Source organism: Nocardia sp. NPDC051030 (assembly GCF_040683015.1).
GTDB lineage: Bacteria > Actinomycetota > Actinomycetes > Mycobacteriales > Mycobacteriaceae > Nocardia.
Genome location: NZ_JBFBCD010000002.1, coordinates 578,342 through 603,433 on the forward strand (window position 1 = coordinate 578,342; position 25,092 = coordinate 603,433).

Consider the following 25,092-nt stretch of genomic DNA (forward strand, 5'->3'; position numbering starts at 1 on the left):
ATAAACAATCCGCTCAACGCTTGTATCCACATAGCCACCGGCCCAGATGCGCTAGATTCCTCCAATGGATCACGACATCATCGATGAATCCTCTGTCCTCGATACTCTCGACAAGCAGATCGTGCACGGTCTGGTCGTCGACGCCCGCATCCCGTTCGCCAAGCTCGGGGGGTTGCTCGGCGTCTCGGAGCAGACGGTGGCGCGCCGCTATCGATCGCTGCGTGCGCGCGGCATCATCCACGTCTCGGGCCAGGTCAACGTGGTGCCGCTCGGGCACACGCGATGGATACTGCGGATCAAGACGACGCCGAGCCGGGCAATGGCCCTGGCCGAATCCCTGGCCCGGGTACCGGAATTGAGTTGGGTGGGGGTGCTGGCCACCGGATTCGAGGTGACGTGCGTCTGCCGCCCGCGATCCGCAGAACGGCGAGACGAGCTACTGCTGCGTCTGCTGCCGCGCGTCAGTCAGGTGCTGGAACTCAGTGCGCACGAGGTGATTCGGCAGTTCCCGTTCGAGGAGGAGTGGCCGCGCTACAGCCATCTGTTCACCGCCGAGCAGCTGCGTGAGCTCGGTCCGCGCCCGGCCATGTGGGAACCTCGCGGCCCGGAAGCACCGGTCACCTTGTCGCGGGAGGATGAGGCGATGCTGGCCATTCTGGCCAGGGACGGCCGCGCGCCCTATGCGCAGCTGGCCACAGCCACCGGGTGGAGCGCCACCCGGGTGGCCCGGCGGATGTCCGAGCTCATCGACTCCGGCGTGCTCTACTACGACCTCGACTTCGCTTTGGAGGGAATGGGTTACACCGCGCGCGCCATGCTGTGGATGCGGGTTCGGCCCGGGGATCTGGAAGCCGCGGGGCGGGCTGTCGCCACCCATCGGGAGGTCGCGTATCTGGCGGCGATCACCGGTACGTCCAATCTGCTGGCCTCGGTGGTGTGCCGCGACAATTCCCATCTCTACCGCTATGTGACCGAACGGCTCGGGCCGCTGGCGGGCATCAACGATGTCGAGGTGACGCCCGCGCTGCGGCTGTTCAAGCAGTCGCAGACGCTGCTCGACGCCGAGAAGATCGCGGTCGTCCCCTGAGCGATGTCCGATTGCGGCAGGTTGCCCGGCGGTGTTTTGCGTGTCGCCCCGCGCGTCGCTTGCATCGAACATCTGTTCGTCTAAGCTCGTCGTCGGAACTTGTCGGTGCCGCCCTCTAACGTGGGCGCCAACCACAGCATGAGACAACCCGTTGAGAAGGGGACCAGACGATGGCACCACAGGCTTTCGACCGTGACAAGGCGCTCGAACTGGCGATGGCCCAGGTCGAGAAGAGCTTCGGTAAGGGCGCCGTGATGCGTCTGGGCGAGGAACAGCGCCAGCCGATCTCCGTGATCCCCACCGGGTCCATCGCGCTGGACGTGGCGCTCGGCATCGGCGGTCTGCCGCGCGGCCGCGTCGTCGAGATCTACGGCCCGGAATCCTCGGGTAAGACGACCGTCGCCCTGCATGCCGTCGCCAATGCGCAGGCCGCGGGCGGTGTCGCCGCCTTCATCGACGCCGAGCACGCGCTCGATCCCGAGTACGCCCGCAAGCTCGGTGTCGATACCGACGCCCTGCTGGTGTCGCAGCCCGATACCGGTGAGCAGGCGCTCGAAATCGCCGACATGCTGGTGCGTTCCGGTGCGATCGACATTATCGTCATCGACTCGGTGGCCGCCCTGGTGCCGCGCGCCGAGATCGAGGGCGAGATGGGTGACAGCCACGTCGGCTTGCAGGCCCGCCTGATGAGCCAGGCGCTGCGCAAGATGACCGGTGCGCTGAACAACTCCGGCACCACCGCCATCTTCATCAACCAGCTGCGCGAGAAGATCGGCGTCATGTTCGGCTCTCCCGAAACCACCACCGGTGGTAAGGCGCTGAAGTTCTACGCCTCGGTCCGTCTGGACGTCCGCCGCATCGAGACCCTCAAGGACGGTTCCGACGCGGTCGGTAACCGCACCCGCGTGAAGGTCGTCAAGAACAAGGTCGCCCCGCCGTTCAAGCAGGCCGAGTTCGACATCCTCTACGGCGTCGGCATCTCCAAGGAGGGCTCGATCATCGACATGGGTGTCGATCAGGGCTTCATTCGCAAGTCCGGCTCCTGGTACACCTACGAGGGCGACCAGCTCGGCCAGGGCAAGGAGAACGCCCGTAAGTTCCTCCTCGAGAACCCCGATGTCCGCGACGAGATCGAGAAGAAGATCAAGGAGAAGCTCGGCATCGGCGCAGACCTCACCGCCGTCGAAGCCGAGGCCCCGGCCGACTTCTGACGATGACTGATCGGGCTGTCACGCCCAACGAGAGCCCTGGGCCCCGGCAAGATTCGCCGGGGCCCACCGGCCCCCGCTTGGACGCAGTCGAACGACTCCGCCGTCAACTCGACGCCCTGGAGTCCCGCTCCACCAAGCGCCGCACCGCTCCCACCCGCCGCTCAGCGGGCCGAGAATCGTCCAATCACGACCTGTTCGGCGGCGAAAACCCGTCCAGCCACAGCATGTTCGGTGAGAGCACCGCTGATCATCATCGGTCCAACAGTGGCTCAGCCGACCACGACATGTTCGGCGGTGACTCGTCGAGCCACGACATGTTCGGTGGCAGCTCCGCCGACCACGATCTATTCGGCCGAGACGCGTCCAGCGACAACATGTTCGGTCATGACTCACCGCCCTACGACTCGACCCAGGGTTCGTCACCCACTCGATCCGACGACGACTTCCGTGATCGCGATTCGGCGCCAGACGATTCCACCGACCGCGACCCGGAGACCGGCGAACCGACAGGTCGTCGCTCACGTGGTCGTCGCTACTCGGCCCCAGCGGATCTCCCCGGCCACGACTCGACCGACTTCAACCCAACGGAAGACGATCTCGACGCCCCGGCATCGAGACTCGGCCGTACCCAAGGTCGTTCGCCCTCCGGGCGGCGCCGCTCGCCGGGGCGGTGGCGAGAGGAAGCGCCCACCGCCCCCGGTGACGGCGAACGGTCGTCTGACAGTGCCGGTGCCGAACCCGAAGCCGAGGAGTCGTCCTTCGGCGATCGAAACTCGCGCCGTCGAGGTGGCCGCGGCCGCTCGCGCCGCCCCGAATCAGGCGATGACACAGCGGAATCCGGCCTCCCCGGCGGCGGCACCGAGGCGCAAGCCAAGGACGTCTGCCTCCGCCTGCTCACCGACCGCGCACGCAGCCGCCATGAACTGGCCGACCGCCTCGCCACCAAGGGTTTCTCTCCCGAGGTAGCCGAACGTGCCCTGAATCGCCTGACCGAAGTCGGCCTGATCGACGATGCCGCCTTCGCCCAACAGTGGGTCCACTCCCGCCACACCTACTCCGGTAAAGGCAAAAAAGCTCTGGCAATGGAGCTCCGCCGCAAGGGCGTCCCCCAGGAAGACGCCGAAGAGGCCCTCTCCACCATCACCTCGGACGATGAGGAATCCCGAGCCACCGAGCTGGTCCGCCGCAAACTCCGCACCCTCCCCCAAGACCTGGACCGCGAGAAAGCCATCCGCCGCCTGGTCGCCATGCTCGCCCGCCGAGGCTACAACCCCTCCACCGCCTACACAGTCGTCAAATCCGCGCTGGCAGAACAAGACCTCACCTGACTTCACCCACATTCCCTCCGCTCCACCCACCGAATTGCGGGCTATTGCGTGGGTGAAGAGAGTGCAAAGTAGGGGAAGAGGCTCATGGCCTAGATCGTGGATTGGTGAGGGAGCGGTGGTGGCGGGATTTCGCCCGATTTCCTTCCACCACGGCTCCCTCACCGCTGCGACGCGTGTGCTACCCGAGTTCGGGTGCGCCGATTAGTTTTGGGTGGGTCCGTCGTCGATAGCTCTGGGTAGATCGAATGACAGGAGTTCAGGTATGACGAAGCCGATTCGGTTCGGGGTTGTTGCCCCGCTCATGACCGACCTGCCGACGTGGCGGGATCGCGTGCGCCGCATTGGGGACTGTGGGTACTCGACGTTGCTTGTGCCCGATTTTCCGCTGACGCAGCCTGCGCCCGGGCCCATGCTGGCCACCGTTGCGGCGCTGACCGACCTGCGCGTGGGCACGTGGGTGTATGCCTCCCCATTTCGTCCGGCGTGGATGACGGCGTGGGAGGCGCACTCGTTGTCGCTGTTGACCGAGGGGCGCTTCGAGATGGGCATCGGCACCGGCAGGCCGGGCATCGAGGATGAGTTGCGCGACAAGGGATTGCCCGTGCAACCGCCGAGCGAGCGGCTGGCTCAGGTACGTGAGACCGTCAAGACGTTGCGGGATCTCGATGGCCCCGACCTGCACACGCCGGTGGCGATGGCCGTACTTGGTCCGAAGGCCCGGGCGCTGGCGGCCGAGGTCGCGGACACGGTCACCTTCGCGCTGGGGAAACAGTCTCGGGGTGAGGTCGAGGAGCTGACACGCGAGTTCCGTACGGCCGGGGACGTCGAGCTCGCGCTCGCCGTGTCGGTGATCGGCGACAAGGTCGGGGCGCACATGGCACCTCCCGACACCGATACTGCCGCGTTCCGCGCGGCGGACGCACTGGCCTACCTTCCGGATGATCAGGCGGCTGCTGTCGAGGAAATCCTGCGGCGACGCGAGGAACTCGGCTTCTCCTATTTCATCATCGGCGCCGACTTCGCCGAAAGGTTCGCGCCGGTCGTCGCCGAGCTGGCCGGACATTAGCCGAGTGGCGAGGGACGAAGCGAGGCACCCGCCAGTGTTGTGAGCCGACGGCGGCACCCGCCAGCCTCGTGAGCCGCCAGCACCCGTGGTTCGGGGCGATGGAAGAATGGTGACGTGGGGGATGACATCGTCAGTGCTGTAGCGGGGCTTGCCCGGGCCTTCGAGCCGTATCCGAGGCGTGCTGTGCTCGACCGTTGTCCGCACTGTGGTCCACCGGTTCGGGTTGATGAGCTGGGTCTGTTTTCGCTCGCTATCAAGCTCGGGAATACGGTGGGGGACCGCAATGATGTGAAAGCGCTGCTCCCGCTTCTCCTCGAGCGCCTGGTCGTCTCCGAGGAACTGAACCCTGAGATCGTTCTGGCGAAGCTGCCGCAATTCGAGTGGCGCGACTGGCCGTCGGATGAGCAGCGGGCGATTGACGACTACCTGGATGCGGTGTGGGGCGCGCTATTGGCCGAGTTCCCGCCGCGGACAGGGGGGTTCACAGATGTGAGCGAATTCCTTCGGGCTATCGCGGCCGCAGGCATCGTTCCGGACAGATTTCTGGACGCGTGGGACGTCCTCGTGGGATCTGCCCCGGACCGGCATCTCGCGCTCTTGGTGCACGGGGCCCTTTTCGCCCGCGGTGGCGACGCTGTCACGGCGTGGCTACAGCGGGATGTGGTGCGGCGGCGACTGTTCCACGCGTACGAGCGTGATCATTCGGCCGCGTGGGCGGATGAGTTCGTTTATGCCTATGACCTGGTGTGTCTGATGTGAGCTATGCCGCCGGGGCGGCGGCTGCCGTGGTTGCGGCGCGGGCCGCGGTTTTCGCCTCGGGATAGTGGGCGCTGGGTGGCTAGGCGGGGTGGGGACTGGGCAGTGGTCGGGGTGTTGGGATTGGGTGCCGCGGCCATGCGTTTTCGGCCCTCGACCGCCAGCAACGCACCCACGGCCGCGGCGATCGCCATGATGATGGCGGCGAGGGGAGTGATGATGGCGACCAGGCCGAGGCCCAGTGTGAATTGCTTTCGGCCCCTGTCGTACTCGCTCATGAACGCCAGTATGCGAGTCGATCAGCGAATTGTCCGCTGGTCTGCCGACATTCGGCGTTGCGGAAAAACAATTCCGGCCCTGGAGAAGAATTTCTCCAGGGCCGGGGGGAACTGTTACGGCTGGGTCACTTCGCGCCGAGCGTGAGGTCCATACCGGGCGGGGCGGTCAGGTTGGTAGCGGACACTACCGTGCGCGAACCGCGTTTGCGGGTGCGCAGCCAGCGTTCCAGGCGCGTCGCGACCACGGTCAGCGTGTAGTTGAGCGCGATCATGATCATGGCGATCACGACCAGGGACTGGATGGGGTTGCTTTCCGCCGCACCCAATTGCGCGCCGGAGCGTACGACCTCCAGGTAGCTGATCTGGTAGCCGAGCGCGGAGTCCTTCAATGCCACCACCATCTGCGACACCAGCGCGGGCAGCATGGCGGTGATCGCCTGCGGCAGCAGGATGGTGATCATCATCTGGCTCTTGCGCATACCGAGCGCGACCGCGGCCTCGGTCTGTCCCTTGGGCAGCGACCGAATGCCGGACCGCACGATCTCCGCGATGACCGAGCCGTTGTAGATGGTCAGCGCCGTCACCACCGCCGCCAGCGAGAGCTGGTCGGACGGGAAGATGTTGTTCTGCGCGTACAAGGCGTACAGGAAGATCATCAGAATCAGCACGGGGATGGCGCGCGCGAATTCCACGATGGTTCCGGCGACGATTCGCACCCACCGATGATCGGACATCCGCAGGATGCCGAAGATCATGCCGATCACGAGCGCGAGCGCGATCGACAGCACCGCCGCGACAACGGTGCCCTTCAGGCCCGGCAGCAGATACGTGGTCCAGATCTGCGATTCCGTGAAGGGCTTCCACTTCTCGGCAGCGAACTGTCCCTTGCTGTCGAGGCCGGAGTAGAGGAACCACAGCACCACCGCGAATACCGCCACCACCAGCACCGAGTAGAGGCGGTAGCGGAGCTTCGCGCGGGGTCCGGGCGCGTCGTAGAGAACGGACGCCGTGCTCATCGCGCCACCTCGAATCGTCGTGCCAGCCAGCCGAACAGCAGGCCGGTGGGCAGGGTCAAGATCACGAAGCCGAGCGCGAAGATGGCGCCGATGGCCAGCACCGCCGCCTCGTTCTCGTTCATCTCGGCCATCAGCAGCGCCGCCTCACCGACACCGATCGCCGAGGCGATGGTGGAGTTCTTGGTCAAGGCGATGAACACGCTGCCCAGTGGGGCGATGACCGCGCGGAAGGCCTGCGGCAACACCACCAATCGCAGGTTTTGCAGGAATGAGAAGCCCAGGGAGCGACCGGCTTCCGACTGGCCGAGCGGCACCGTATTGATACCGGAGCGCAGCGATTCGCAGACGAAAGCGGCTGTGTAAATACTCAATCCGAGAACTGCGTAGCGGAAGTTGTTGTCCACCAATTCGGTTGGCCCCGCGCCCGCGAGCTTGATGCCCAGATTGAAATACAGGCCTGCCGAGCAGAATACGATGATCAATGTCAGCGGCGTATTGCGGAAGATGGTGACGTACGACGTGCCGAGCCACCGCGCGATGGGCACCGGCGAAACTCGCATACCCGCCACAATGGTGCCGAGAATCAACGCGAAGAAGCCCGAATACAGCGTGAGCTTGATGGTCACCCAGAACGCGTCGAGTAGCCGGGTGTGATAGGTCGAGATCAAGTCGAACACGGCGTCCGCGTCCCTCCGATCGAAATATGATGCGGGCCGGGCGAATTCCTCACCCGGCCCGCGATATCAACTCAGTAGCGGTCGACCGTCGGCGGTGCCGGGATCTCGAATCCGGTTCCGGCGAAGTTCTTCTCCAGTGCGGCCTTCCACGCGCCGCTGGTGATCATGGCCTCGATCGCGTCATTGATCTTCTTGCGCGATTCGGTGTCGCCCTTCTTCACGCCGATGCCGTACTTCTCGACGGTGAACGGCGCGCCGACCACCTTCATGGCGCCCGGCGACTGCGCCGCGAAACCGCGCAGGATGGTGTCATCGGTGGTGACCGCGTCCACGGAGCCGGACTTGAGCGCCTCCACGCACAGCGAGTAGGTGTCGTACTCCTGAAGCTGAACGTCCTTGGCGTACTTGTCCTTCACGTTCTGCGCCGGGGTGGAGCCCTTCACCGAGCACAGCTTCTTATTGCCATTGAGCGACTCCACACCGGTGATATCGGTGTTGTCGGAGCGCACCAGCAGCGACTGCCCGGTCTGGTAGTACGGCCCGGCGAAGTCGACCTTCTCCTTGCGCTTATCGGTGATCGAGTAGGTGCCGACAATGTAGTCGACCTGCCCGTTCTGGATCAGCGTCTCGCGCTGCGGTGTCGGCGCTTCCTTGAAGGTGATGTTCTCCGGCTTCACGCCCAGCTTGTCGGCCACATACTTGGCGACATCGACGTCGAAACCGCTGAAGGAGCCGTCCTTATTGCGTAGGCCCAGGCCCGGCTGGTCGTACTTGATGCCGATGGTCAGCTTGCCGTCGGCGGCATGCTGGCTGGCGGTCTTATCGCTGCCGCCGCCGCACCCGGTGGCGACCACCGCGAGGGCGACCGCTCCGGCCGCGAAACGGAGCACGTGGTTGAACCTCATCGGAAGTCCTTTTCTCTCATACAGAATTCGTTGAAGGAGGTCAGTGACTGAGAATCTTGCCCAGGAAGTCCTTGGCGCGCTCGGATTTCGGCGCGGTGAAGAAGGAGTTGGGATCGGTGTCCTCGACGATCAGCCCATCCGCCATGAACAGCACCCGATTGCCCGCCCGGCGCGCGAACCCCATTTCGTGGGTGACCACGACCATGGTCATGCCGTCCTTGGCCAGCTGCACCATCACCTCGAGCACCTCGGACACCATTTCCGGGTCCAGCGCGGAGGTCGGCTCGTCGAACAGCATGACCTTCGGGTTCATTGCCAGCGCGCGGGCGATGGCCACGCGCTGCTGCTGGCCGCCGGAGAGCTGGGCCGGATACTTGTCGGCCTGATTGCCGATGCCGACCCGATCCAGCAGTTCCATGGCGTGCTTGCGGGCCTCGGCCTTGCCGACCTTGCGGACCTTCACGGGAGCCAGCATCACGTTCTCGATGATGGTCTTGTGCGCGAACAGGTTGAAGGACTGGAACACCATGCCCACGTCGGCGCGCAGCTTGGCGAGGAGCTTGCCCTCGTCGGGCAGTTTCACCCCGTCGATCGCGACTTCCCCGGAATCGATGGTCTCCAGCCGATTGATGGTGCGGCACAGTGTCGACTTGCCGGATCCGGAGGGTCCCACCACGATCACGACCTGCCCCTTGGGCACTTCGAGATTGATGTCACGCAAAACGTGCAGCGAGCCGAAGTGCTTGTCCACATTCCGCATCGAGATCATCGGCGCGGAACTAGTCATGGATACGGCAGCGTCGGTCATGACCAGTGACCTTAGAGGGATCGTGCCCGAAATGCTCGTCTTTGGTCTTGCCGAGCACGCTTGTGCCGCCACTCGACACCCGTCTGTAACCCTGGGTTGACAGGGGAGTGGCTCGTGAGACGGGAGTCACTTTCGGGCCGGAAAGAGAACTGCCCACGAGGATGGGGTTTAGGGGCTCTCTCGTGCAGCCATTACCCTGGTTGAGTGAATTCGTTGGGGCAGGTTTCAGCACGTAGCGCGGTTGACGAGCACGATGTTGTTGCGGACGAGGCACGGACCTACGAGGTCCGCACCTTCGGCTGCCAGATGAACGTGCATGACTCCGAGCGGCTGTCCGGTCTGCTCGAGGATGCGGGCTACGTGAAGGCCACCCACGGCGATACCGCCGACCTGGTCGTCTTCAATACCTGCGCGGTCCGCGAGAACGCCGACAACAAGCTGTACGGCACCCTCGGCCACCTCGCGCCGATCAAGGCCGACCGCCCGGGCATGCAGATCGCGGTCGGCGGCTGCCTTGCGCAGAAGGACCGCGACACGGTCGTGAAGAAGGCCCCCTGGGTCGACGTGGTGTTCGGCACGCACAACATCGGCTCGCTACCGGTGCTGCTGGAGCGGGCCCGCCACAATGAGGAAGCCCAGGTCGAGATTATCGAGGCCCTGGAAGCGTTCCCGTCCACGCTGCCCGCCAAGCGCGAATCCGCCTACGCGGGCTGGGTGTCGATCTCGGTGGGCTGCAACAACACCTGCACTTTCTGCATCGTGCCCGCGCTGCGCGGCAAGGAGGTCGACCGCCGCCCGGGCGATGTGCTCGCCGAGGTGCAGGCGCTGGTCGATCAGGGCGTCACCGAGGTGACACTGCTCGGACAGAACGTCAACTCCTACGGCGTCTCCTTCGCCGACCCGACCGAGGAGCGCGACCGCGGCGCATTCGCCAAGCTGCTGCGCGCCTGCGGCACTATCGAGGGCTTGGAGCGCGTCCGCTTCACCTCCCCGCACCCGGCCGAATTCACCGATGACGTCATCGAGGCCATGGCCGAGACGCCGAACGTCTGCCCGCAGCTGCACATGCCGTTGCAGTCCGGCTCGGACCGCGTGCTCAAGGCCATGCGCCGGTCGTACCGCAGCGCCAAGTTCCTCGGCATTATCGAGAAGGTCCGCGCGGCCATGCCGCACGCCGCCATCACCACCGACATCATCGTCGGCTTCCCTGGCGAGACCGAGGAGGACTTCCAGGCGACCCTGGATGTGGTGCGGCAGGCGCGATTCACCAGCGCCTTCACCTTCCAGTACTCGATCCGACCGGGCACCCCGGCCGCGACCATGCCCGACCAGCTGCCCAAGGCCGTGGTCCAGGATCGCTACGACCGGCTGATCGAATTGCAGGAGCAGGTCTCCCTCGAAGGCAACCAGGCGCTCATCGGCACCGAGGTCGAACTGCTGGTCGCCGAGGGCGCGGGCAAGAAGAACGCCGCCACCGCCCGCATGAGCGGCCGCGCCCGCGACGGACGCCTCGTGCACTTCCGCCCGACCGCCGACCTGCCCGCGGGCAGCGAGATCCGCCCGGGCGATGTCGTCACCGTCGACGTCACCGGTGCGGCCCCGCACTACTTGATCGCCGACGGTCCGGTCCGCTCGCACCGCCGCACCCGCGCCGGTGATGCGCACGAGCGTGGCGTCACCCCGAAGACCCCGCCCATCGGCATCGGCCTCGGGCTCCCGCGCATCGGCGCACCCGTTGTCGTGGAAACGGTGGCATCCGGCTGTGGTTCCGAATGCGGAGCGTGACGGTTTCCGGTGCCGCGCAAGACTGAACGCTCCTACGGAGGTCCAGCCGGTCATCTTGGCGTGCCTTTGGTCGGGATCCACGACACTCGGAGGATTTCCGGCCAAGACCACACCGGAATGACTGGGGAGACTGTCGGCCCGAGGGCAGTTCCGAGCGGGTTGTGTGGCCGGTTTCGTATGCGCCTCCTGGCCGAATTCGGGCGCGGAGCATGATGGGTCGCGAGACTGCGCTGCGAGGCCCGGCCGATCGCCGGGCGGCGAAGGCGCGCCACCCGCGCACGACCGGAGACCATCGCGAATGACCGAGCAGCAGCCCACCGGACCGGACGACGCTCGTGATCGGCCGGAGAATCCGGAAAACGAAGCAGCACAATCCGATTCGGCGGCCGAACCGGCAGCCGAGACGAACGATGCGAACGAGGAGACCATGAAGGCGGCCGAGAACAGCCAGGATTTCGACCAATTCCGGGACGACCTCGAGGCGGTCGAACGCAAGATCGCCGGTGAGATCGACCCGGGTGTGCGGGCCATGGTCGTGGCGGTTTCGGTCTTCGCGCTGCTGTTCTCGCTCGTGCTCCCGCATGCGGGTAAGGCGCGCGGCTTCGATGTCATCCTCTACGACGTGGCCGCCCAGACCGAGCACATCGGCCTGCCGTCCCGCGTCTTCGAATGGTTCGTCGTCGTTTTCGGCATCGGCTTCTCGCTGCTGGCTCTGATCACTCGCCGCTGGGTGTTGGCTTGGATCGCCGTCGCCGGGTCCGCCATCGCCAGCGTCTTCGGCGTGCTCTCCATCTGGCATCGCAATACACCGGGCCTCGGCAACTATCAGGGCGCGGGTCCGGGCATTGGCCTGATCCTGGCCACCGTCGCGGTCATGGTCCTGACCTTCCACTGGATTCGCGTGGTCTGGAGCCGCACCACCGTCCATCTCGCCGCTGAGGAGCAGCGCCGCATTGCCGCTGCGGCGGCCGAGGAGGCCGACCGCCGCAAGTTGTTCGGCGACAACTGATCGCACCACCTGGCACGGCTCGGCCTTCGGCCATCGCTTTCATTAACCGCACCGGTCAAAAACACCGACTCGGTCGCTCGTGCCCCAAGCGCACGGCAGTACGGATATAGCGTGGTCGCTTCGCCTGCCGTACCCGGCTTTGGCTCCCCAGCCAGGACCCGTCCCCTCTCGTCCCAGCCTGGCTGGAAGGTTGTGGTCCCGTTCCGGGACCAACCCCAAAAAACAAAACCCAAAGACACAAGACTCGAGACAACCCGTCGCCGTGGAAGTCGTCGAAACGTGTGCCCGGCAAGGGAATCCGGCGATTCGAGCGCGTAGCGCGCCCGAGCCGAGGCTGGCTCGTGGCGTGTCGGGTTGGCCTGTTCGTTGAGGGGGGACATGAGCCGGGGATTTGTCCGGATACGCCAGCCTCATGTCCCCTCTGAACGTGTTCCATCCCTGGGATGCGCAGGCGCGGGGGACTTCCCGCTGGTGACACGCCGGGTAGCCCGGCCCGGGGCCACTCGAAGGCTTGCTTGGCAAGGGAATCAGACGAACCGGGCACCAACACGCGCGGGCCGGGCCGGTGTCGGGTTGGCCTGTTCGTTGAGGGGGACATGAGCCGGGGATTTGTCCGGATACGCCAGGCTCATGTCCCACTCGGCGTGTTTCAGCGTGGGGGCATTTGCGGGTGCTCGTTTGGTTTTGGGTTCTTGTCCGGGCGGTTTTTGGTTATTACGGGCGGGTGAGGATGTATTCGGCTAGGAGGTCGTACTGTTCGGCGTCGATGCCGTCGTCTAGAGGGACGGCTACGGATACTGTGCCTTCCTCTTCGCCGACGAACAGGGCTGGGTCGTTGCAGTCGGCGAAGCCGATGGCGTCCAGACCGGCTTGGGCCGCACCGCCGCACCAACCGTGGTCGGCCACAACCAGATCGGGCAGGGGTTGGCCGGTGTGGGTCAGGGCTTCGAGTACCAGGCGGATTGGTTTGTCGGAGTGGGTGTGGATGGGGCCGCTGGGGGCCGCCAGGGTTGCTACTCGGAGGGAGTAGTCGATTGTCAAGCGCTGGGGGCCTTTTCGGGTGTGGCCGTCGTAGGCCAGGCCGGGGGGAGGCTCGACTATGGTGCCGCCTGCTTGTTCCAGGGCTGCGGCCAACTGCTGGTAGAGGCGGGCCAGGGTGCGTGGGTGGCCGGTGGCGAAGAGGACGCGTTGGCGTTCTCGGAGGGCCTTGCCGAAGCGTGTGGCGTAGCGGTCGAGGGCGTCCACTGTGAGTTCGGGATCGATGGTGTCGACGCCATGCCGGAAGTTGAGCCGGGGGTCGACGCCCACCTTGCGCGCCATCAGGTCGAGCACCAGGTCCGCGGTCCACTCATGCCCGAGGTCCAGCCCGAACATGTAGTGCGGATCCCGTTCCGCCATCAGCTGATAGTGCAGCCGGTTGTTCTCCCGTGGCGTGGCCACCTGCCCCGCCATTCCGGTCGCCAGCAGATGAGAGATGAGCGTTTCCCGGTTTGGTGCCATGCATCGACATTACTGAGGGCGGCACCCCGAAGTCGCCCGCAATTCCACCCCGCCCGCCCCCAAGCCCACCAGCACCCACTGCGGCACTACGGATTCCGCAATATGCGACAGCCAACAAGGTCGCCGAGGGAGCTCTCATAGCGGCGAAAACGCCGGATTCGCACCACCAGTGCTCCCTCACCAGTTGCGGCATCCAGTAGGGCGATGCTGAGCCACTGAGCGTCCCGACATCACGGACCAGATAGCGCTGAGGGAGCACTGGTGGCGGGGAAATGGGGGAAATTCCGCCACCAGTGCTCCCTCGGTGGACCTGCTCAGCGCTGGCTGACTGCGCCTTCGGCGGCTTCGGCCCATTCGCGCCACTGCTTGGCTTGTTCCAGGGCCTTTTCGGCGTCGCGGGTCTTGCCTGCGGCTTGGGCCTTGGCGGCTTGTTCCTCGAATTGGGCTACACGCTCGCGGAATTGGGCGGCGCGGGCCATGGCTTCGGGGTCGGAGCGACGCCATTGGGCGTCCACCGCGTCGCGGACCCGCTTTTCGACGGCGCGGAGGCGGGCCTCCAGGTCGTGCATGCGCTCGCGGGGGACCTTGCCGAGGGCGTCCCACTTTTCCTGCAGGTCTCGCAGAGCGGCTCGGGCCGCGTCGAGGCCTGCCTCGGGGTCGATGTTCTCGTAGTGGGTGAGCAGCTCTTCCTTGGCGGTGGCGTTCGCCTCGAACTCGTGGTCGCGTTCGGAGGCGGCCGAGTTGCGGGCCGCGAAGAAGACATCCTGCGCGGCCTTGAAGCGCTTCCAGAGCTGTTCGTCGGCCTCGCGGGGGGCGCGGCCCGCGGCCTTCCATTCGGCGAGCAGGTCGCGGAAGACGGCGGCGGTGCCGGACCAGTCGGTGGAGGCGGACAGCTCCTCGGCGCGCACGCAGAGGTCTTCCTTGCTGGTCTTGGCGGAAGCACGTTCCCGGTCGAGTTCGGCGAAGTGCGCGCCGCGGCGGCGATTGAAGGCCTCGCGGGCCTTGGAGAAGCGTCGCCACAGGGCGTCGTCGACCTTGCGGTCCACGCCGCGGATGGTCTTCCACTCGTCGAGGATTTCGCGCAGGCGATCGCCGGCGACCTTCCACTGGGTGGATTCGGAGGCGATCTGCTCGGCCTCGGCGGCGAGGGTTTCTTTGCGCTCGGTTTGCTCGTGGCGGGAGCGTTCCTTCTCCTCCTTGGCGTGCGCGGCCGCCTCGTCGGAGTGTTCGATGATGGCCTGCAGGCGCTGGGTGAGCCCGTCCAGATCGCCGATTACGGAGGCGGTTGGCAACGTTTCGGCAAGCGCGGTGGCGGCGGCCTTGGTCTTGCGGGCGTCGGTTCCGGCGGCCAGGCGGGCCTCGAGCAGCGCCACCTCGGTGGCCAGGTCGTCGAAGCGGCGGCCGAAGTGGGCCAGCCCCTCGGCGGCGTCACCGGCCTGCCAGGAGCCGATCTCGCGCTCGCCGGCGGCGGTCTTGACCCAGGCGGTGCCGTCTTCGTCGACCCGTCCCCACTGGCTGGGGTCGCTCGCGGCGGGGACGACCACCGGATGCGGGTGCGGGTGCGCCGGGCCGGGACTGGGCTTGATGGCGTGGGGTTTCGGGGCTTCCGGTTTGTGGGCCGGGGGGCCCGGGCGAGGGCCGGCGGCAGTGGCCGGAGACGGTCGCGCAGCGGCGCCGGGAGTAGGCGTCGGGCTCGACTCCGGGTGGGTAGCCTTTTCGTTTCCGCTGTTCTCGGTCATCGCTCCTCGTCCCTGCCGCGCGTCACGGCTGCCTGGTTACGCTCTAGCTCATCCGTCTAGCTCTTCCCATTCAACCAGGCTGAGATGGGAAATGCTGTCTTTGAGGCCACCTCGGCGGCGCGGCGACCCGGGCGGGGTGGGGCTGGTGAGGCACGGTAGCGCTACGGTTGACGGCGTGTTCTGTGTTGCGTCGCTGATCCCTTCTCCACCCGCGTTGGTACCCGAGCTCGGGGGTGCGGCAGGCGCGGCGAACGATGGCGACGTGGCGGTGCTGCGTACTGCGGTTTTGACCGCCGCGGCGGAGCTGGCGAGCCGGGCATCTCGCTGGATCGTAGTCGGTTCCGACCATGCGAATCGGGTGATCGGGGCGGATGCGGTCGGCACATTCCGGGGATACGGAGTGGACGTACGGGTCGGTTTGTCTGGGGTGGTTGGCAAGCCGGATCCCGAACTGCCATTGCCTGTGTTGATCGCAGGATGGCTGCGTGCGCAAGTGGCTCCGGATGCGGTTGCGGAGGCCCGCCTGATCGATGCCGAGTCCTCGGCGGCGGAGTGTGTGGCATTCGGCGCACGCTTGCGCGCGGAACTCGATGCCGAGACCGAGCCGTATGGAGTGCTCGTGATCGGCGATGGCGCGGCGACGCTGTCGCTGAAAGCGCCCCGCTATTTCGATGAGCGCGCGGAAGGCGTGCAGGCGGAAATCGACCGGGCCTTGGCAGCGGGGGACAGGGCCGCCCTGGCAGCCCTCGACCAGCGACTCTGTGCCGAATTGGATGTCGCGGGCCGCCCGGCCTACCAGGTCCTGGCCGGTCTCTTCGATACCGACGACATCGGTCCGAAGGTCGAAACTCTCTATGCCGCAGCTCCTTTCGGTGTCGCCTATCAGGTGAGCGTGTGGCGTCCGGGCAGCGACGCATGACCCGCCCGATCGCGGTCGTCGGACCCACCGCCACCGGCAAGTCCGACCTCGCCCTGGATCTGGCACAGCGACTACACGGCGAGATCGTGAATATCGACGCCATGCAGCTCTACCGCGGCATGGATATCGGCACCGCGAAACTGACCATCCCCGAACGCCGCGGCATCCCGCATCACCAACTCGACGTCCTGGATGTCACCGAAACCGCCACCGTCGCCGCCTACCAGACCGCGGCTCGCGCGGATGTGGAAGCCATCATGGCGCGCGGCCACACGCCGGTCATCGTCGGCGGCTCGATGATGTACGTGCAAGCCCTGCTGGACGATTGGGACTTCCCGGAGACCGACCCGGACATTCGCGCGAAGTGGGAGGCGGTGCTGGCCGAGCGCGGCGTCGTCATCGTGCATGAGGCGCTGAAACAGGCCGATCCGGTCGCCGCCGCCACCATTCTCCCCACCGACGGCCGTCGCATGGTGCGCGCCCTCGAAGTGGTCGAGCTGACCGGTCGCCCCTTCGCCGCCTCGGCCCCGCAGATCGGTGAACCCCGTTGGGGCACGGTCATTATCGGCGTCGACCGCGAGACCGCCGAGCTGGACGCCCGCATCCAGCTGCGCACCGCGAAGATGTTCGACTCCGGGCTGCTCGACGAGGTGCGCACCCTGCTCGAGCAGGGGCTGCGGGACGGCCAGACCGCCCGCCGCGCCATCGGCTACGCACAAGTCCTGGACTACCTCGATAACGAATACGACCTGAACGAAGCGCAGGAGCGAACCTTCATCGGCACCCGGCGCTATGTTCGACGACAGCGCTCGTGGTTCCGCCGGGATCAGCGGGTGCGATGGGTGGATGGCGCCGACCCCGAATTGGCCGAGACGGCACTGGCTCTCATCGAATCCTCTTTCGACAAGGGATGAACAGTAAGCAGTGACCCGCCGTGCGAGTGCCCGCAATGCCTCGGTTCAGATGTGGCAGGCCTATCTGAACAATCGGGCCAGCCGTCTTCGCGACAATCGGTTTCTGGTGCACGGCATGCGGCCGATCAGCCGGGCGCTCGAATACCGTTGGCCGATCGAGACTCTCGTGTATCGGCTGGGGGCCCCGGAGTTGTCGGAATGGGCGCGAGGTGTGCTCGATTCCAGTGGAGTGCCGAGTGTCGGGTTGGTGCCGGAGGTGATGGCCGAACTCTCCGAGCCGTCGGAGTCGGTGCCGGAGCTTGTCGCCGTGGCTGTTTCGCGTCGCATGGAGCTCGATGATTTCGCGCCCGGCACGCCCGAGACTCCGGCTCCGGTCGTGGTCATCGACCGGCCCGCCTCCGCCACTCGATTGGGCGCGCTGATCCGCTCGTCGGTGGCTTATGGCGCGGGCGGCGTGATCATTACGGGCGCGGGTGCCGACCAGTACGACCCGCAGAGCGTGCGCGCCTCCGACGGTGCGCTCTTCGCCGTTCCGGTGCTGCGCGCCTCGGGTCCCGCACAGGTGCGCGCTTTCCGGGACCGGCAGGATGCGCGCGGTATCGGCACCCGTATCGTCGGCAGTGACGATCATGGCGGTATCGCCCTCGATGACCTCGAATTCGATGGCGCGACCGTCCTGGTCATAGGTGATGAGAGTGAAAAGCTCGCCCCCGCCTGGATGCAGGTGTGCGACGAGCTGGTGTGCATTCCGACCGACGGCACGCTAGGTGCGCCGTCATCGGCTGCGGTGGCCCTGTATGAAATCTCCCGGCAGCGCCGGGCGTTGCGGTGAGGACTATGAGCGAGAACAGCGCGGCTGACATCGAATTCAGCAAAGGGCACGGCACCCAGAACGATTTCGTGGTGCTGCCAGATCCGGATGCGTGGCTCGAACTGACCGAGTCCCGGGTCGCGGCATTGTGCGACCGCCAGCGCGGCCTCGGCGCGGACGGCGTCCTGCGCGTGGCCCGCGCGGGTGCGCTCTACGAGAACGGCACCCTGACCACCCTCCCCGAGGGCGTCAGCGCCGACGACTGGTTCATGGACTACCGCAATGCCGACGGCTCCATCGCCGAAATGTGCGGCAATGGCACCCGGGTCTTCGCCCACTACCTGGTCGCGACCGGCCTGGAACAGCGCACGGAATTCGTGGTCGGCAGCCGCGCAGGCGCTCGCCCGGTAATCGTCCACCACGCCGACCCCGTCCACGGCGAAGTCACGGTGGCCATGGGCAAGGTCAAAACCCTCGGTGAATCCACCGCCGCCCTCGACGGTCGCGAGTTCACCGGCCTCGGCATCGACGTCGGCAACCCCCACCTGGCCTGCGTCACCCCCGGCCTCACCCCCCAAGCCCTGGCCGAGCTAGACCTCACCCACATGCCCGGCTTCGACCACGCCCTCTTCCCCCACGGCGTGAACATCGAAATCCTCACCCCCCTGACCGTCGGCTCCGACGGCCAAAAGGGCGTAGACATGCGAGTCTACGAACGCGGCGTAGGCGAAACCCGTTCCTGCGGAACCGGAACCGTAGCCGCAGCAGCCGCCGCCCTGACCTCCGACGGCTTCGACCTCGCCACCGATTCCGGTCACGTAGAGGTCCGCGTCCCCGGCGGCCGAGTCACCGTAGGTATCGAAAACGGCGCAGCCACCCTCCGCGGCCCCTCCGTCCTGGTGGCCTCTGGTCGGATCGCCGCCAAATGGTGGCAGGACGCCTGATCCGAGGCACCGAAATTGTGAGGCCAAGGCCACACAATTGGGTCCGGGGGCTGACCTCCGAATCTCGTCAGGGGTGTGGGGGCGAAGCCCGCACGACCGTCCGTCAGGACTCCCCTTTTCGGCCAGGCCGAATCGCCTGGAAATAACCGAATGCGCCTTCCCGTTGGTCCGTGGGACCATGGAGGGGTATGAGTAAACAAGAAACGTACGAGTTCACTCCCGCCGAGGAGATCGCCGACGACGAGCGCGACGGTTGGACCGCCGCACCTACCGTCGGTGAATTGCAGCTGGACGAGCGCGCCGCTCTGCGTCGCGTCGCCGGTCTGTCCACCGAACTCGAAGATGTCACCGAAGTCGAATACCGGCAGCTGCGCCTGGAGCGTGTGGTGCTGGTCGGCGTCTGGACCGAAGGCACGACCGAGCAGGTCGAGGCGAGCATGGCCGAGCTCAAGGCGCTCGCCGAGACCGCCGGTTCGGAAGTCCTGGACGCGATGATTCAGCGTCGCGATAAACCGGACAAGGCCACCTACATCGGTTCCGGTAAGGCCGAGGAGTTGCGGGGGATCGTGCTCGAGCACGCCGCCGACACCGTCGTCTGTGATGGTGAGCTCAGCCCCGCGCAGCTGACCGCGCTGGAGAAGGTCGTCAAGGTCAAGGTCATCGACCGTACGGCCCTGATCCTGGACATCTTCGCCCAGCACGCCACCTCGCGTGAGGGCAAGGCGCAGGTCTCGCTCGCGCAGATGGAATACATGATGCCGCGTCTGCGCGGTTGGGGTGAGTCCATGTCCCGTCAGGCCGGTGGTCGCGCGGGTGGTGCCGGTGGTGGTGTGGGTACGCGTGGTCCCGGTGAAACCAAGATCGAGACCGACCGCCGCCGCATTCGCGAGCGTATGGCCAAGCTGCGCCGCGAGATTCGCGAGATGAAGACGGCGCGCGACACCAAGCGGGCCAGACGCACCTCCAGCGGCATCCCGCAGGTCGCCATCGTCGGCTACACCAATGCGGGCAAGTCCAGCCTGATGAACGCGCTGACCGGCGCGGGACTCCTGGTGCAGGACGCGCTTTTCGCCACCCTGGATCCGACCACCCGCAAGGCCGCCCTGGAGGACGGTCGCGAGGTCGTGTTCACCGACACCGTCGGTTTCGTGCGGCATCTGCCCACCCAGTTGGTCGAGGCCTTCCGCTCCACCTTGGAAGAGGTGACCGGCGCGGACCTGCTGCTGCATGTGGTGGACGGGTCCGATCCGCTGCCGGATGGGCAGATCAAGGCGGTCCGCGAGGTCATCACCGATGTGCTGCGCGAGACCAAAACCCCTGCTCCGCAGGAACTGCTGGTGGTCAATAAGATCGACGCCCTCGATCCGATGGAGCTGACTCAGCTGCGCGGCTGGCTCCCGGACGCGGTCTTCGTCTCCGCTGCCACCGGGCAGGGTCTCGAGGATCTGCGTGATCGGCTGGACAAGATTCTCGGCGGGCTCGATGTCGAGATCAGCGTGCTGTTGCCGTACACGCGTGGCGATCTGCTCGCCCGCATTCACGCCGATGGCCGCATTATCAGCTCCGAGCATGAGGAGGCGGGAACTCGGGTGCGTGCCCGTGTCCCGCAGGCACTGGCGGGTGCTTTGACCGAATTCGCCCACGCCGGAACCGATTCGAGTGACGAGGGTCTCGAAGTCGGCTGATCCCCGCGGTCGATGCCCTGCAGTGACTTTCGTTACGATGCCGTTATCGAAAGTTCTGCAGGGAGGGTTGTCTTGTCTCGTAATGACATCGAATTGTCCGAAACTGAGTTGTCCGAAAGAGTGCAGGGGCTGACCGACGGTGCACCCTTGCATGTGGATCTGACCGACAATGATCGGCGGATCATCGATCTGATTACCGCGCCCTCGCGCGCGTGGTTCAGCCCGCGGTTCTGGGGCTTGGACAATTTCCCGCTGGAAGGTCCGGTGCTGCTGGTCGGCAACCACACCCTCGCCGGTGGGACCGATACGCCGATGCTGGCGCACGAGATTCTGGCGAAGCACGATCGGCTGGTTCGGGGACTGGCCGAGAATGTGCTCATCGATGTGCCCGGGCTGCGAGATGCGTTGCACCGCTTGGGGGTTGTGCGCGGCAACCGGCACAACTGCACCACGCTGCTCGAGCAGGGGGAGGCCGTCGCGGTGTTCCCCGGCGGCGGTCGCGAGGCCATGCGCAATAAGGGGCAGAAGTACAAGCTGCTGTGGGAGGGCCGGACCGGCTTCGCCCGCATGGCGATCGAGACCGGCGCGCCGATCGTGCCCATCGCCATGGTGGGTGGCGACGATATCTACGACATCGTCTTCGACGGTGATCACCCGGTGATGGCTCCGCTGCGCGCGGCCGTGAAGGGCCTGGGCCTGCGCGAGAATCTGACGCCGCCGCTGATTCGCGGTGTCGGTCCCACGCTGCTGCCCAAGCCGGAGCGTTTCTACTTCTCCCTCGGCACGCCGATCGACACCACTCCATGGCGCGACGACGCGGATCCGCAGGCCGCCGCGACCGACCTTCAGGGCATCGTGAAGAAGGCTCTCGAAGGCGAGCTCGACTTCCTGCTCGCCGAGCGCGACCGTGACCGGGGTCGCAGCCTGTTCGGCCGGACCTTGTCTGCGATCGGCCTCTGACCCTTCCGTAGGTTTACGGGGGTTCATCTGCACTGTTCTGCGATGTCAATGGCGACAGTCGCAGTTCGGGCAACTTTTTCAGGGTGCGAAGTTAACGCTGATTCGACTTTCGAGTACCGTATGGGGCATAGGCGATGTGCCGATGTGGTCACACAGGAGGTTGGCGTGGAACGCACCCTTTTCGAACCCGAACATGACTTGTTCCGGGAGTCGTTCCGTAAGTTTCTCGAGCAGCATGTGGCGCCCCACCATGAGCAGTGGGAGCACGACGGCATCGTCGATCGGGCGGTCTGGCTCGAGGCGGGCAAGCAGGGCTACCTAGGCATGGCGGTGCCGGAGGAGTACGGCGGCGGCGGGGTGAAGGATTTCCGCTACAACGCGGTCATTACCGAGGAGTCCGCGCGCGGCATGTACTCGGGCCTGGGTTTCGGTCTGCACAATGACGTGATCGCGCCCTATCTGCTGGATCTGGCGAACGAGGAGCAGAAGCAGCGCTGGCTACCCGGCTTCTGTTCCGGTGAGATCATCACCGCCATTGCCATGACCGAGCCCGGCACGGGTTCCGACCTGCAGGGCATCAAGACCCGCGCGGTCCGTGACGGCGATGACTGGGTTCTCAATGGCTCCAAGACCTTCATCACCAATGGCATCAATGCCGACATCGTGATCGTGGTCGCCCAAACCAACCCCGAAAAGGGCGCGATGGGCTTCTCCCTCCTCGTGGTCGAGCGCGGTATGCCCGGTTTCGAGCGCGGCCGCAATCTCGACAAGATCGGCCTCAAGGCACAGGACACCGCCGAACTGTCCTTCAGCGACGTCCGCGTCCCCGCCAAGAACCTCCTCGGCACCGAGGGTTCGGGCTTCATCCACTTGATGCAGAACCTCCCGCAGGAGCGCCTGTCCATCGCCGTCATGGCCGCCGCGGGCATGGAAGCGTGCCTGGATCTCACCATCCAGTACGTCCGGGACCGCAAGGCCTTCGGCAAACCCATTGGCGCGCAACAGAACACCCGCTTCGTCCTGGCCGAGCTGGCGACCAAGACCACCGCGGTCCGAGTCTTCACCGACCACTGCATCGAGCTCCTCAACAAGGAAAAGCTCTCCGTGGAAGACGCCGCCAAGGCCAAGTGGTGGAGCACCGAGGAACAGCTCGACCTCATCACCAAGTGCCTGCAACTCCACGGCGGCTACGGCTACATGCGCGAATACCCCATCGCCAAGGCCTACACCGACGCCCGAGTGCAAACCATCTACGGCGGCACCACCGAAATCATGAAGGAAATCATCGGCCGCAGCCTGAAACTGGCCTGACAGGAAGCGATTTCGACGCAGGAGGCGGGCCGCTGTCCCGTTTGTATCCCGCCTCCATCACGTCGGCCGAACCGCGAGCGTGAACGCCGCGTCTCGACTATTCGAGCGCGCGCGCCCAGCGGAGGGTATCGGTGAACTGTCGCAGCATGATTACGCGCTCGCCGTCGAAGCGCAGCAGGTGGGCGAAGGCGGCGTCGAGTTCGCCTCCGGTGCGGGCTGTTCCGGTGTATCGGCCGATTACCAAGAGGCCGCCGTCGACGAGTGGGTGCATGGATTCCGGTTCGGCGCGGGCGTGGAAGTGGCGGGCGAGAGTGCCCCAGAAGTTTCGCCGCATATCGTCGGCGCCGGTATAGGTGCCGCCGAGATCGAGTGGCATTCCGGCGGTGATCTGTCCGGTGAAGTCGGGATGCAGTATCTCGGTGAGTGTGGTGCGGTCGCCTGCGGCCAAGGCTCGGTACAGTTCGGCGGCCAGTGCTTCGTGGTTACTCATGGCTGTGCCCTCGGGCCAAGTCGCGTCCGATGATCTCTTTCATGATCTCGGTGGTTCCGGCGTAGATCGTCTGGATCCGGGTGTCGATGTACGCACGGCCTACCGGGTATTCGGACATGTAGCCGTAGCCGCCGTGTAGTTGCAGGCAGCGGTCGACTATTCGTTTCTGGAGTTCGCTGGTGTACCACTTGCCTTTTGCGGCGTCGACCGGGGTCAGCTTGCCTTCGTTGTAGGCCAGTACCGATTTGTCGACGTATGCCTCGGCGACGTCGAGTTCGGTGGCCATTTCGGCGAGTTCGAAGCGAACGTGCTGGTTGTCGCCGATCGGTTTGCCGAATGCGGTTCGGGTGAAGCAGTATTCGCGCGTCACGTCGAAGATGGTCCGGGACAGGGCGATCGCGCCCGCGCTGATGCCGAGACGTTCGCGGGGCAGATGGCTCATCAGGTTGTGCAGCCCGCGTCCGATGCCGCCGAGCACGTTCTCGCTCGGAACTCGGACATTGTCGAAGAACAGTTCGGCGGTGTCCTGTCCGGGGAGGCCGATCTTTTGTAGCTTGCGGCCACGGGTGAAGCCCGGCCAATCGCTCTCGACTACGAACAGCGTGAAAGCCTTGCTGCCGCCGCCGGGGTTGGTGCGCGCGGCGACGATCACCAGATCGGCCATGATGCCGCTGGAGATGAAGGTCTTCTGCCCGTTGAGGATCCAGTCCTCGCCGTCCTGTTTCGCCTCGGTGCGGATGCCCCGCAAATCGCTGCCCGCGCCGGGCTCGGTCATGGCCAGCGCCCCGATGATCTCGCCGGTGGCGAAGCCGGGCAGCCAGCGCTGCTTCTGCTCATCGGTGGTCAGGTCGAGCAGGTAGTGCAGCACGAGGTCGTCCTGCAATCCCAAGGTCAGCGCGAAGGACAGTGCGTGCGCGCGGGAAACCTCCTCGCACACGATCATCCGATACCGGTAATCGAGTTCGCCTGCGCCGCCGTATTGTTCGGGGACCTGAAGCGCGTAGATACCGCTGGTCGCGGCGGCGGCGAACACACGGCGATCGATCCAGCGCTCTTCGTCCCAGCGTTCCCGGTGGGGGACCACCTCGCGGGTGAGGAACTCCCGCACCGTCTGCCGGTAGAGCTCGTGGTCCTCGGTATAGAAGTCGCGGTCCACGGTCTCAGAGCCGTTCGATAATGGTGCCGAGCGGGTGCCCGAGGCCGATCGCGCCGCCGTTCGCAGTGAGCTTGACATCGACAATGTATGCCTCGGGCATGGTGTTCCTCCAATGATGGTGTAGTTCGGTAGCTTCAGTGCGCGGCCAGACCGGCGCGGATGAACGATTGCGCCGTGGCGATCAGCACATCGATGGATTGCGTTGTCGCATGCCACCATTCGGGTGCCCAGTTCAGAGCGCCGATGATCAGCATGCGCGCCGACCTCGGATCGATATCGGTACGAATGGAGCCGTCGGCCTGGCCGTCGGTAATGAGAGTCCGCCAGATCGCGTGGTACTCGGCGCTTTCGCGGCCGACCTGTGCGCGGAGCTCTGCGGGTAGCTGACCGGCATTGCGCGTGACCGCAGTGGCGAAGTCCGACAGTTCGAGTTCGACCCGCAGGTGGGCGTCGACGGCGGCGCACAGCCGGTCGAGCGCCGAGGTCGTCGGCGGCAATGCCTCGAGCGCCTCGGTGACATGTCGGCGCACCCATTGCTGCCCGACGATCATCACCTCGGCGACCAGGGCCTCCCGGGACGCGAAGTAGTAGTAGACGGCCGGGGCGCGCAACTGCGCGACCTCGGCGATATCGGTGAGTCGCGTTGCCGAATAACCTCTTTCGGACAGTACGGCCGCCGCCGCCGCGAGAATGCGGTCGCGACTTCCATTGCCGGGGTTCTTCGCTGGTCGGGCCAT

23 protein-coding genes and 1 pseudogene are annotated in these 25,092 nt (G+C 65.8%); 14 read left to right on the forward strand and 10 right to left on the reverse strand.

Annotation, left to right across the window (positions count from 1 at the left end):
* The first annotated feature begins 64 nt into the window (after window positions 1-64).
* From AB0N05_RS07250 to AB0N05_RS07270, 5 genes and pseudogenes are all read left to right on the forward strand, one after another.
* On the forward strand, window positions 65-1,087 hold the full coding sequence (locus AB0N05_RS07250; protein WP_364688546.1) for an AsnC family transcriptional regulator: 1,023 nt from the start codon (window positions 65-67) through the stop codon (window positions 1,085-1,087).
* Window positions 1,088-1,257: 170 nt separating this feature from the next.
* Window positions 1,258-2,298, forward strand: coding sequence for a recombinase RecA (gene recA, locus AB0N05_RS07255; protein WP_364688548.1), 1,041 nt, complete (start codon window positions 1,258-1,260; stop codon window positions 2,296-2,298).
* Window positions 2,299-3,140: 842 nt separating this feature from the next.
* Window positions 3,141-3,626 (forward strand): annotated as a pseudogene (recX, locus tag AB0N05_RS07260) (recombination regulator RecX); the annotation flags it as partial.
* 301 nt (window positions 3,627-3,927) lie between these two features.
* Window positions 3,928-4,692, forward strand: coding sequence for an LLM class flavin-dependent oxidoreductase (locus AB0N05_RS07265; RefSeq protein WP_364688551.1), 765 nt, complete (start codon window positions 3,928-3,930; stop codon window positions 4,690-4,692).
* A 114-nt stretch (window positions 4,693-4,806) separates the two neighbouring features.
* A complete protein-coding gene (locus tag AB0N05_RS07270) occupies window positions 4,807-5,451 on the forward strand; it encodes a hypothetical protein (RefSeq protein WP_364688554.1) in 645 nt (214 codons plus the stop codon).
* Here the strand turns inward: AB0N05_RS07270 and AB0N05_RS07275 are convergent.
* The 5 genes from AB0N05_RS07275 to AB0N05_RS07295 all read right to left on the reverse strand — a co-directional run bounded on the left by AB0N05_RS07275 (window position 5,427) and on the right by AB0N05_RS07295 (window position 9,093).
* Complete coding sequence (locus tag AB0N05_RS07275) at window positions 5,427-5,726, reverse strand: hypothetical protein (RefSeq protein WP_364688556.1); 300 nt, start codon at window positions 5,724-5,726, stop codon at window positions 5,427-5,429. The two genes, AB0N05_RS07270 and AB0N05_RS07275, sit on opposite strands and share 25 nt — an antisense overlap.
* A 125-nt stretch (window positions 5,727-5,851) precedes the next feature.
* Complete coding sequence (locus AB0N05_RS07280; RefSeq protein ID WP_364688559.1) at window positions 5,852-6,742, reverse strand: amino acid ABC transporter permease; 891 nt, start codon at window positions 6,740-6,742, stop codon at window positions 5,852-5,854.
* A complete protein-coding gene (locus tag AB0N05_RS07285; RefSeq protein ID WP_364688562.1) occupies window positions 6,739-7,419 on the reverse strand; it encodes an amino acid ABC transporter permease in 681 nt (226 codons plus the stop codon). Before AB0N05_RS07285 ends, AB0N05_RS07280 begins: the two co-directional genes overlap by 4 nt.
* A 71-nt stretch (window positions 7,420-7,490) precedes the next feature.
* Window positions 7,491-8,324 carry a glutamate ABC transporter substrate-binding protein gene (locus tag AB0N05_RS07290; protein ID WP_364688565.1) on the reverse strand — a complete coding sequence of 278 codons (834 nt, stop codon included), beginning with the start codon at window positions 8,322-8,324 and terminating at the stop codon, window positions 7,491-7,493.
* A 40-nt stretch (window positions 8,325-8,364) separates the two neighbouring features.
* Window positions 8,365-9,093 (reverse strand): amino acid ABC transporter ATP-binding protein, encoded by a 729-nt coding sequence (locus AB0N05_RS07295; protein ID WP_364689582.1) that lies wholly within the window; start codon window positions 9,091-9,093, stop codon window positions 8,365-8,367.
* Window positions 9,094-9,345: 252 nt separating this feature from the next.
* On the opposite strand from AB0N05_RS07295, the gene miaB reads away from it, so the two are divergent.
* A complete protein-coding gene (gene miaB / locus AB0N05_RS07300) occupies window positions 9,346-10,917 on the forward strand; it encodes a tRNA (N6-isopentenyl adenosine(37)-C2)-methylthiotransferase MiaB (protein WP_364689585.1) in 1,572 nt (523 codons plus the stop codon).
* Window positions 10,918-11,344: 427 nt separating this feature from the next.
* Window positions 11,345-11,926 carry a hypothetical protein gene (locus tag AB0N05_RS07305; RefSeq protein WP_364689588.1) on the forward strand — a complete coding sequence of 194 codons (582 nt, stop codon included), beginning with the start codon at window positions 11,345-11,347 and terminating at the stop codon, window positions 11,924-11,926.
* 714 nt (window positions 11,927-12,640) lie between these two features.
* Here the strand turns inward: AB0N05_RS07305 and AB0N05_RS07310 are convergent.
* Both AB0N05_RS07310 and AB0N05_RS07315 read right to left on the reverse strand, forming a co-directional pair.
* Window positions 12,641-13,426 carry a phosphatase gene (locus AB0N05_RS07310; RefSeq protein ID WP_364688568.1) on the reverse strand — a complete coding sequence of 262 codons (786 nt, stop codon included), beginning with the start codon at window positions 13,424-13,426 and terminating at the stop codon, window positions 12,641-12,643.
* A gap of 314 nt (window positions 13,427-13,740) precedes the next feature.
* Entirely contained in the window at window positions 13,741-15,165 is a 1,425-nt protein-coding gene (locus tag AB0N05_RS07315; protein WP_364688571.1) for a DUF349 domain-containing protein, read from the reverse strand.
* Between the two features lie 175 nt (window positions 15,166-15,340).
* Between AB0N05_RS07315 and AB0N05_RS07320 the strand changes: the two genes are divergently transcribed.
* From AB0N05_RS07320 to AB0N05_RS07350, 7 genes are all read left to right on the forward strand, one after another.
* Entirely contained in the window at window positions 15,341-16,084 is a 744-nt protein-coding gene (locus AB0N05_RS07320) for a hypothetical protein (RefSeq protein ID WP_364688574.1), read from the forward strand.
* Window positions 16,081-16,998, forward strand: a complete 918-nt coding sequence (gene miaA, locus AB0N05_RS07325; protein ID WP_364688577.1) for a tRNA (adenosine(37)-N6)-dimethylallyltransferase MiaA — start codon at window positions 16,081-16,083, stop codon at window positions 16,996-16,998. Before AB0N05_RS07320 ends, miaA begins: the two co-directional genes overlap by 4 nt.
* A gap of 10 nt (window positions 16,999-17,008) precedes the next feature.
* Window positions 17,009-17,830, forward strand: a complete 822-nt coding sequence (locus tag AB0N05_RS07330; protein WP_364688579.1) for a TrmH family RNA methyltransferase — start codon at window positions 17,009-17,011, stop codon at window positions 17,828-17,830.
* Window positions 17,831-17,835: 5 nt separating this feature from the next.
* Entirely contained in the window at window positions 17,836-18,753 is a 918-nt protein-coding gene (dapF, locus tag AB0N05_RS07335; protein ID WP_364688583.1) for a diaminopimelate epimerase, read from the forward strand.
* Between the two features lie 188 nt (window positions 18,754-18,941).
* On the forward strand, window positions 18,942-20,438 hold the full coding sequence (gene hflX / locus AB0N05_RS07340) for a GTPase HflX (RefSeq protein WP_364688586.1): 1,497 nt from the start codon (window positions 18,942-18,944) through the stop codon (window positions 20,436-20,438).
* 72 nt (window positions 20,439-20,510) lie between these two features.
* Window positions 20,511-21,398, forward strand: a complete 888-nt coding sequence (locus AB0N05_RS07345; RefSeq protein WP_364688589.1) for a lysophospholipid acyltransferase family protein — start codon at window positions 20,511-20,513, stop codon at window positions 21,396-21,398.
* A gap of 165 nt (window positions 21,399-21,563) precedes the next feature.
* On the forward strand, window positions 21,564-22,709 hold the full coding sequence (locus AB0N05_RS07350; protein WP_364688592.1) for an acyl-CoA dehydrogenase family protein: 1,146 nt from the start codon (window positions 21,564-21,566) through the stop codon (window positions 22,707-22,709).
* Window positions 22,710-22,806: 97 nt separating this feature from the next.
* On the opposite strand, the gene AB0N05_RS07355 is transcribed toward AB0N05_RS07350, so the two are convergent.
* The 3 genes from AB0N05_RS07355 to AB0N05_RS07365 form a co-directional block, all read right to left on the reverse strand.
* Window positions 22,807-23,199: a nuclear transport factor 2 family protein gene (locus AB0N05_RS07355; RefSeq protein ID WP_364688595.1), complete on the reverse strand. Its 393-nt coding sequence runs from the start codon at window positions 23,197-23,199 to the stop codon at window positions 22,807-22,809.
* Entirely contained in the window at window positions 23,192-24,355 is a 1,164-nt protein-coding gene (locus AB0N05_RS07360) for an acyl-CoA dehydrogenase family protein (RefSeq protein ID WP_364688598.1), read from the reverse strand. Before AB0N05_RS07360 ends, AB0N05_RS07355 begins: the two co-directional genes overlap by 8 nt.
* A gap of 134 nt (window positions 24,356-24,489) precedes the next feature.
* Window positions 24,490-25,092, reverse strand: a complete 603-nt coding sequence (locus AB0N05_RS07365; protein WP_364688601.1) for a TetR/AcrR family transcriptional regulator — start codon at window positions 25,090-25,092, stop codon at window positions 24,490-24,492.

Bases quoted from the DNA above. Each gene is read 5' to 3' on its own strand.
- AB0N05_RS07305 (WP_364689588.1), top strand. From the start codon at position 11,345: ATGAAGGCGGCCGAGAACAGCCAGGATTTCGACCAATTCCGGGACGAC.
- AB0N05_RS07275 (WP_364688556.1), bottom strand. From the start codon at position 5,726: ATGAGCGAGTACGACAGGGGCCGAAAGCAATTCACACTGGGCCTCGGC.
- AB0N05_RS07250 (WP_364688546.1), top strand. From the start codon at position 65: ATGGATCACGACATCATCGATGAATCCTCTGTCCTCGATACTCTCGAC.
- AB0N05_RS07310 (WP_364688568.1), bottom strand. From the start codon at position 13,426: ATGGCACCAAACCGGGAAACGCTCATCTCTCATCTGCTGGCGACCGGA.
- miaA (WP_364688577.1), top strand. From the start codon at position 16,081: ATGACCCGCCCGATCGCGGTCGTCGGACCCACCGCCACCGGCAAGTCC.
- AB0N05_RS07265 (WP_364688551.1), top strand. From the start codon at position 3,928: ATGACCGACCTGCCGACGTGGCGGGATCGCGTGCGCCGCATTGGGGAC.
- AB0N05_RS07355 (WP_364688595.1), bottom strand. From the start codon at position 23,199: ATGAGTAACCACGAAGCACTGGCCGCCGAACTGTACCGAGCCTTGGCC.
- AB0N05_RS07295 (WP_364689582.1), bottom strand. From the start codon at position 9,093: ATGATCTCGATGCGGAATGTGGACAAGCACTTCGGCTCGCTGCACGTT.
- recA (WP_364688548.1), top strand. From the start codon at position 1,258: ATGGCACCACAGGCTTTCGACCGTGACAAGGCGCTCGAACTGGCGATG.
- hflX (WP_364688586.1), top strand. From the start codon at position 18,942: ATGAGTAAACAAGAAACGTACGAGTTCACTCCCGCCGAGGAGATCGCC.
- AB0N05_RS07280 (WP_364688559.1), bottom strand. From the start codon at position 6,742: ATGAGCACGGCGTCCGTTCTCTACGACGCGCCCGGACCCCGCGCGAAG.
- AB0N05_RS07365 (WP_364688601.1), bottom strand. From the start codon at position 25,092: ATGGCCCGACCAGCGAAGAACCCCGGCAATGGAAGTCGCGACCGCATT.
- dapF (WP_364688583.1), top strand. From the start codon at position 17,836: ATGAGCGAGAACAGCGCGGCTGACATCGAATTCAGCAAAGGGCACGGC.
- AB0N05_RS07290 (WP_364688565.1), bottom strand. From the start codon at position 8,324: ATGAGGTTCAACCACGTGCTCCGTTTCGCGGCCGGAGCGGTCGCCCTC.
- AB0N05_RS07315 (WP_364688571.1), bottom strand. From the start codon at position 15,165: ATGACCGAGAACAGCGGAAACGAAAAGGCTACCCACCCGGAGTCGAGC.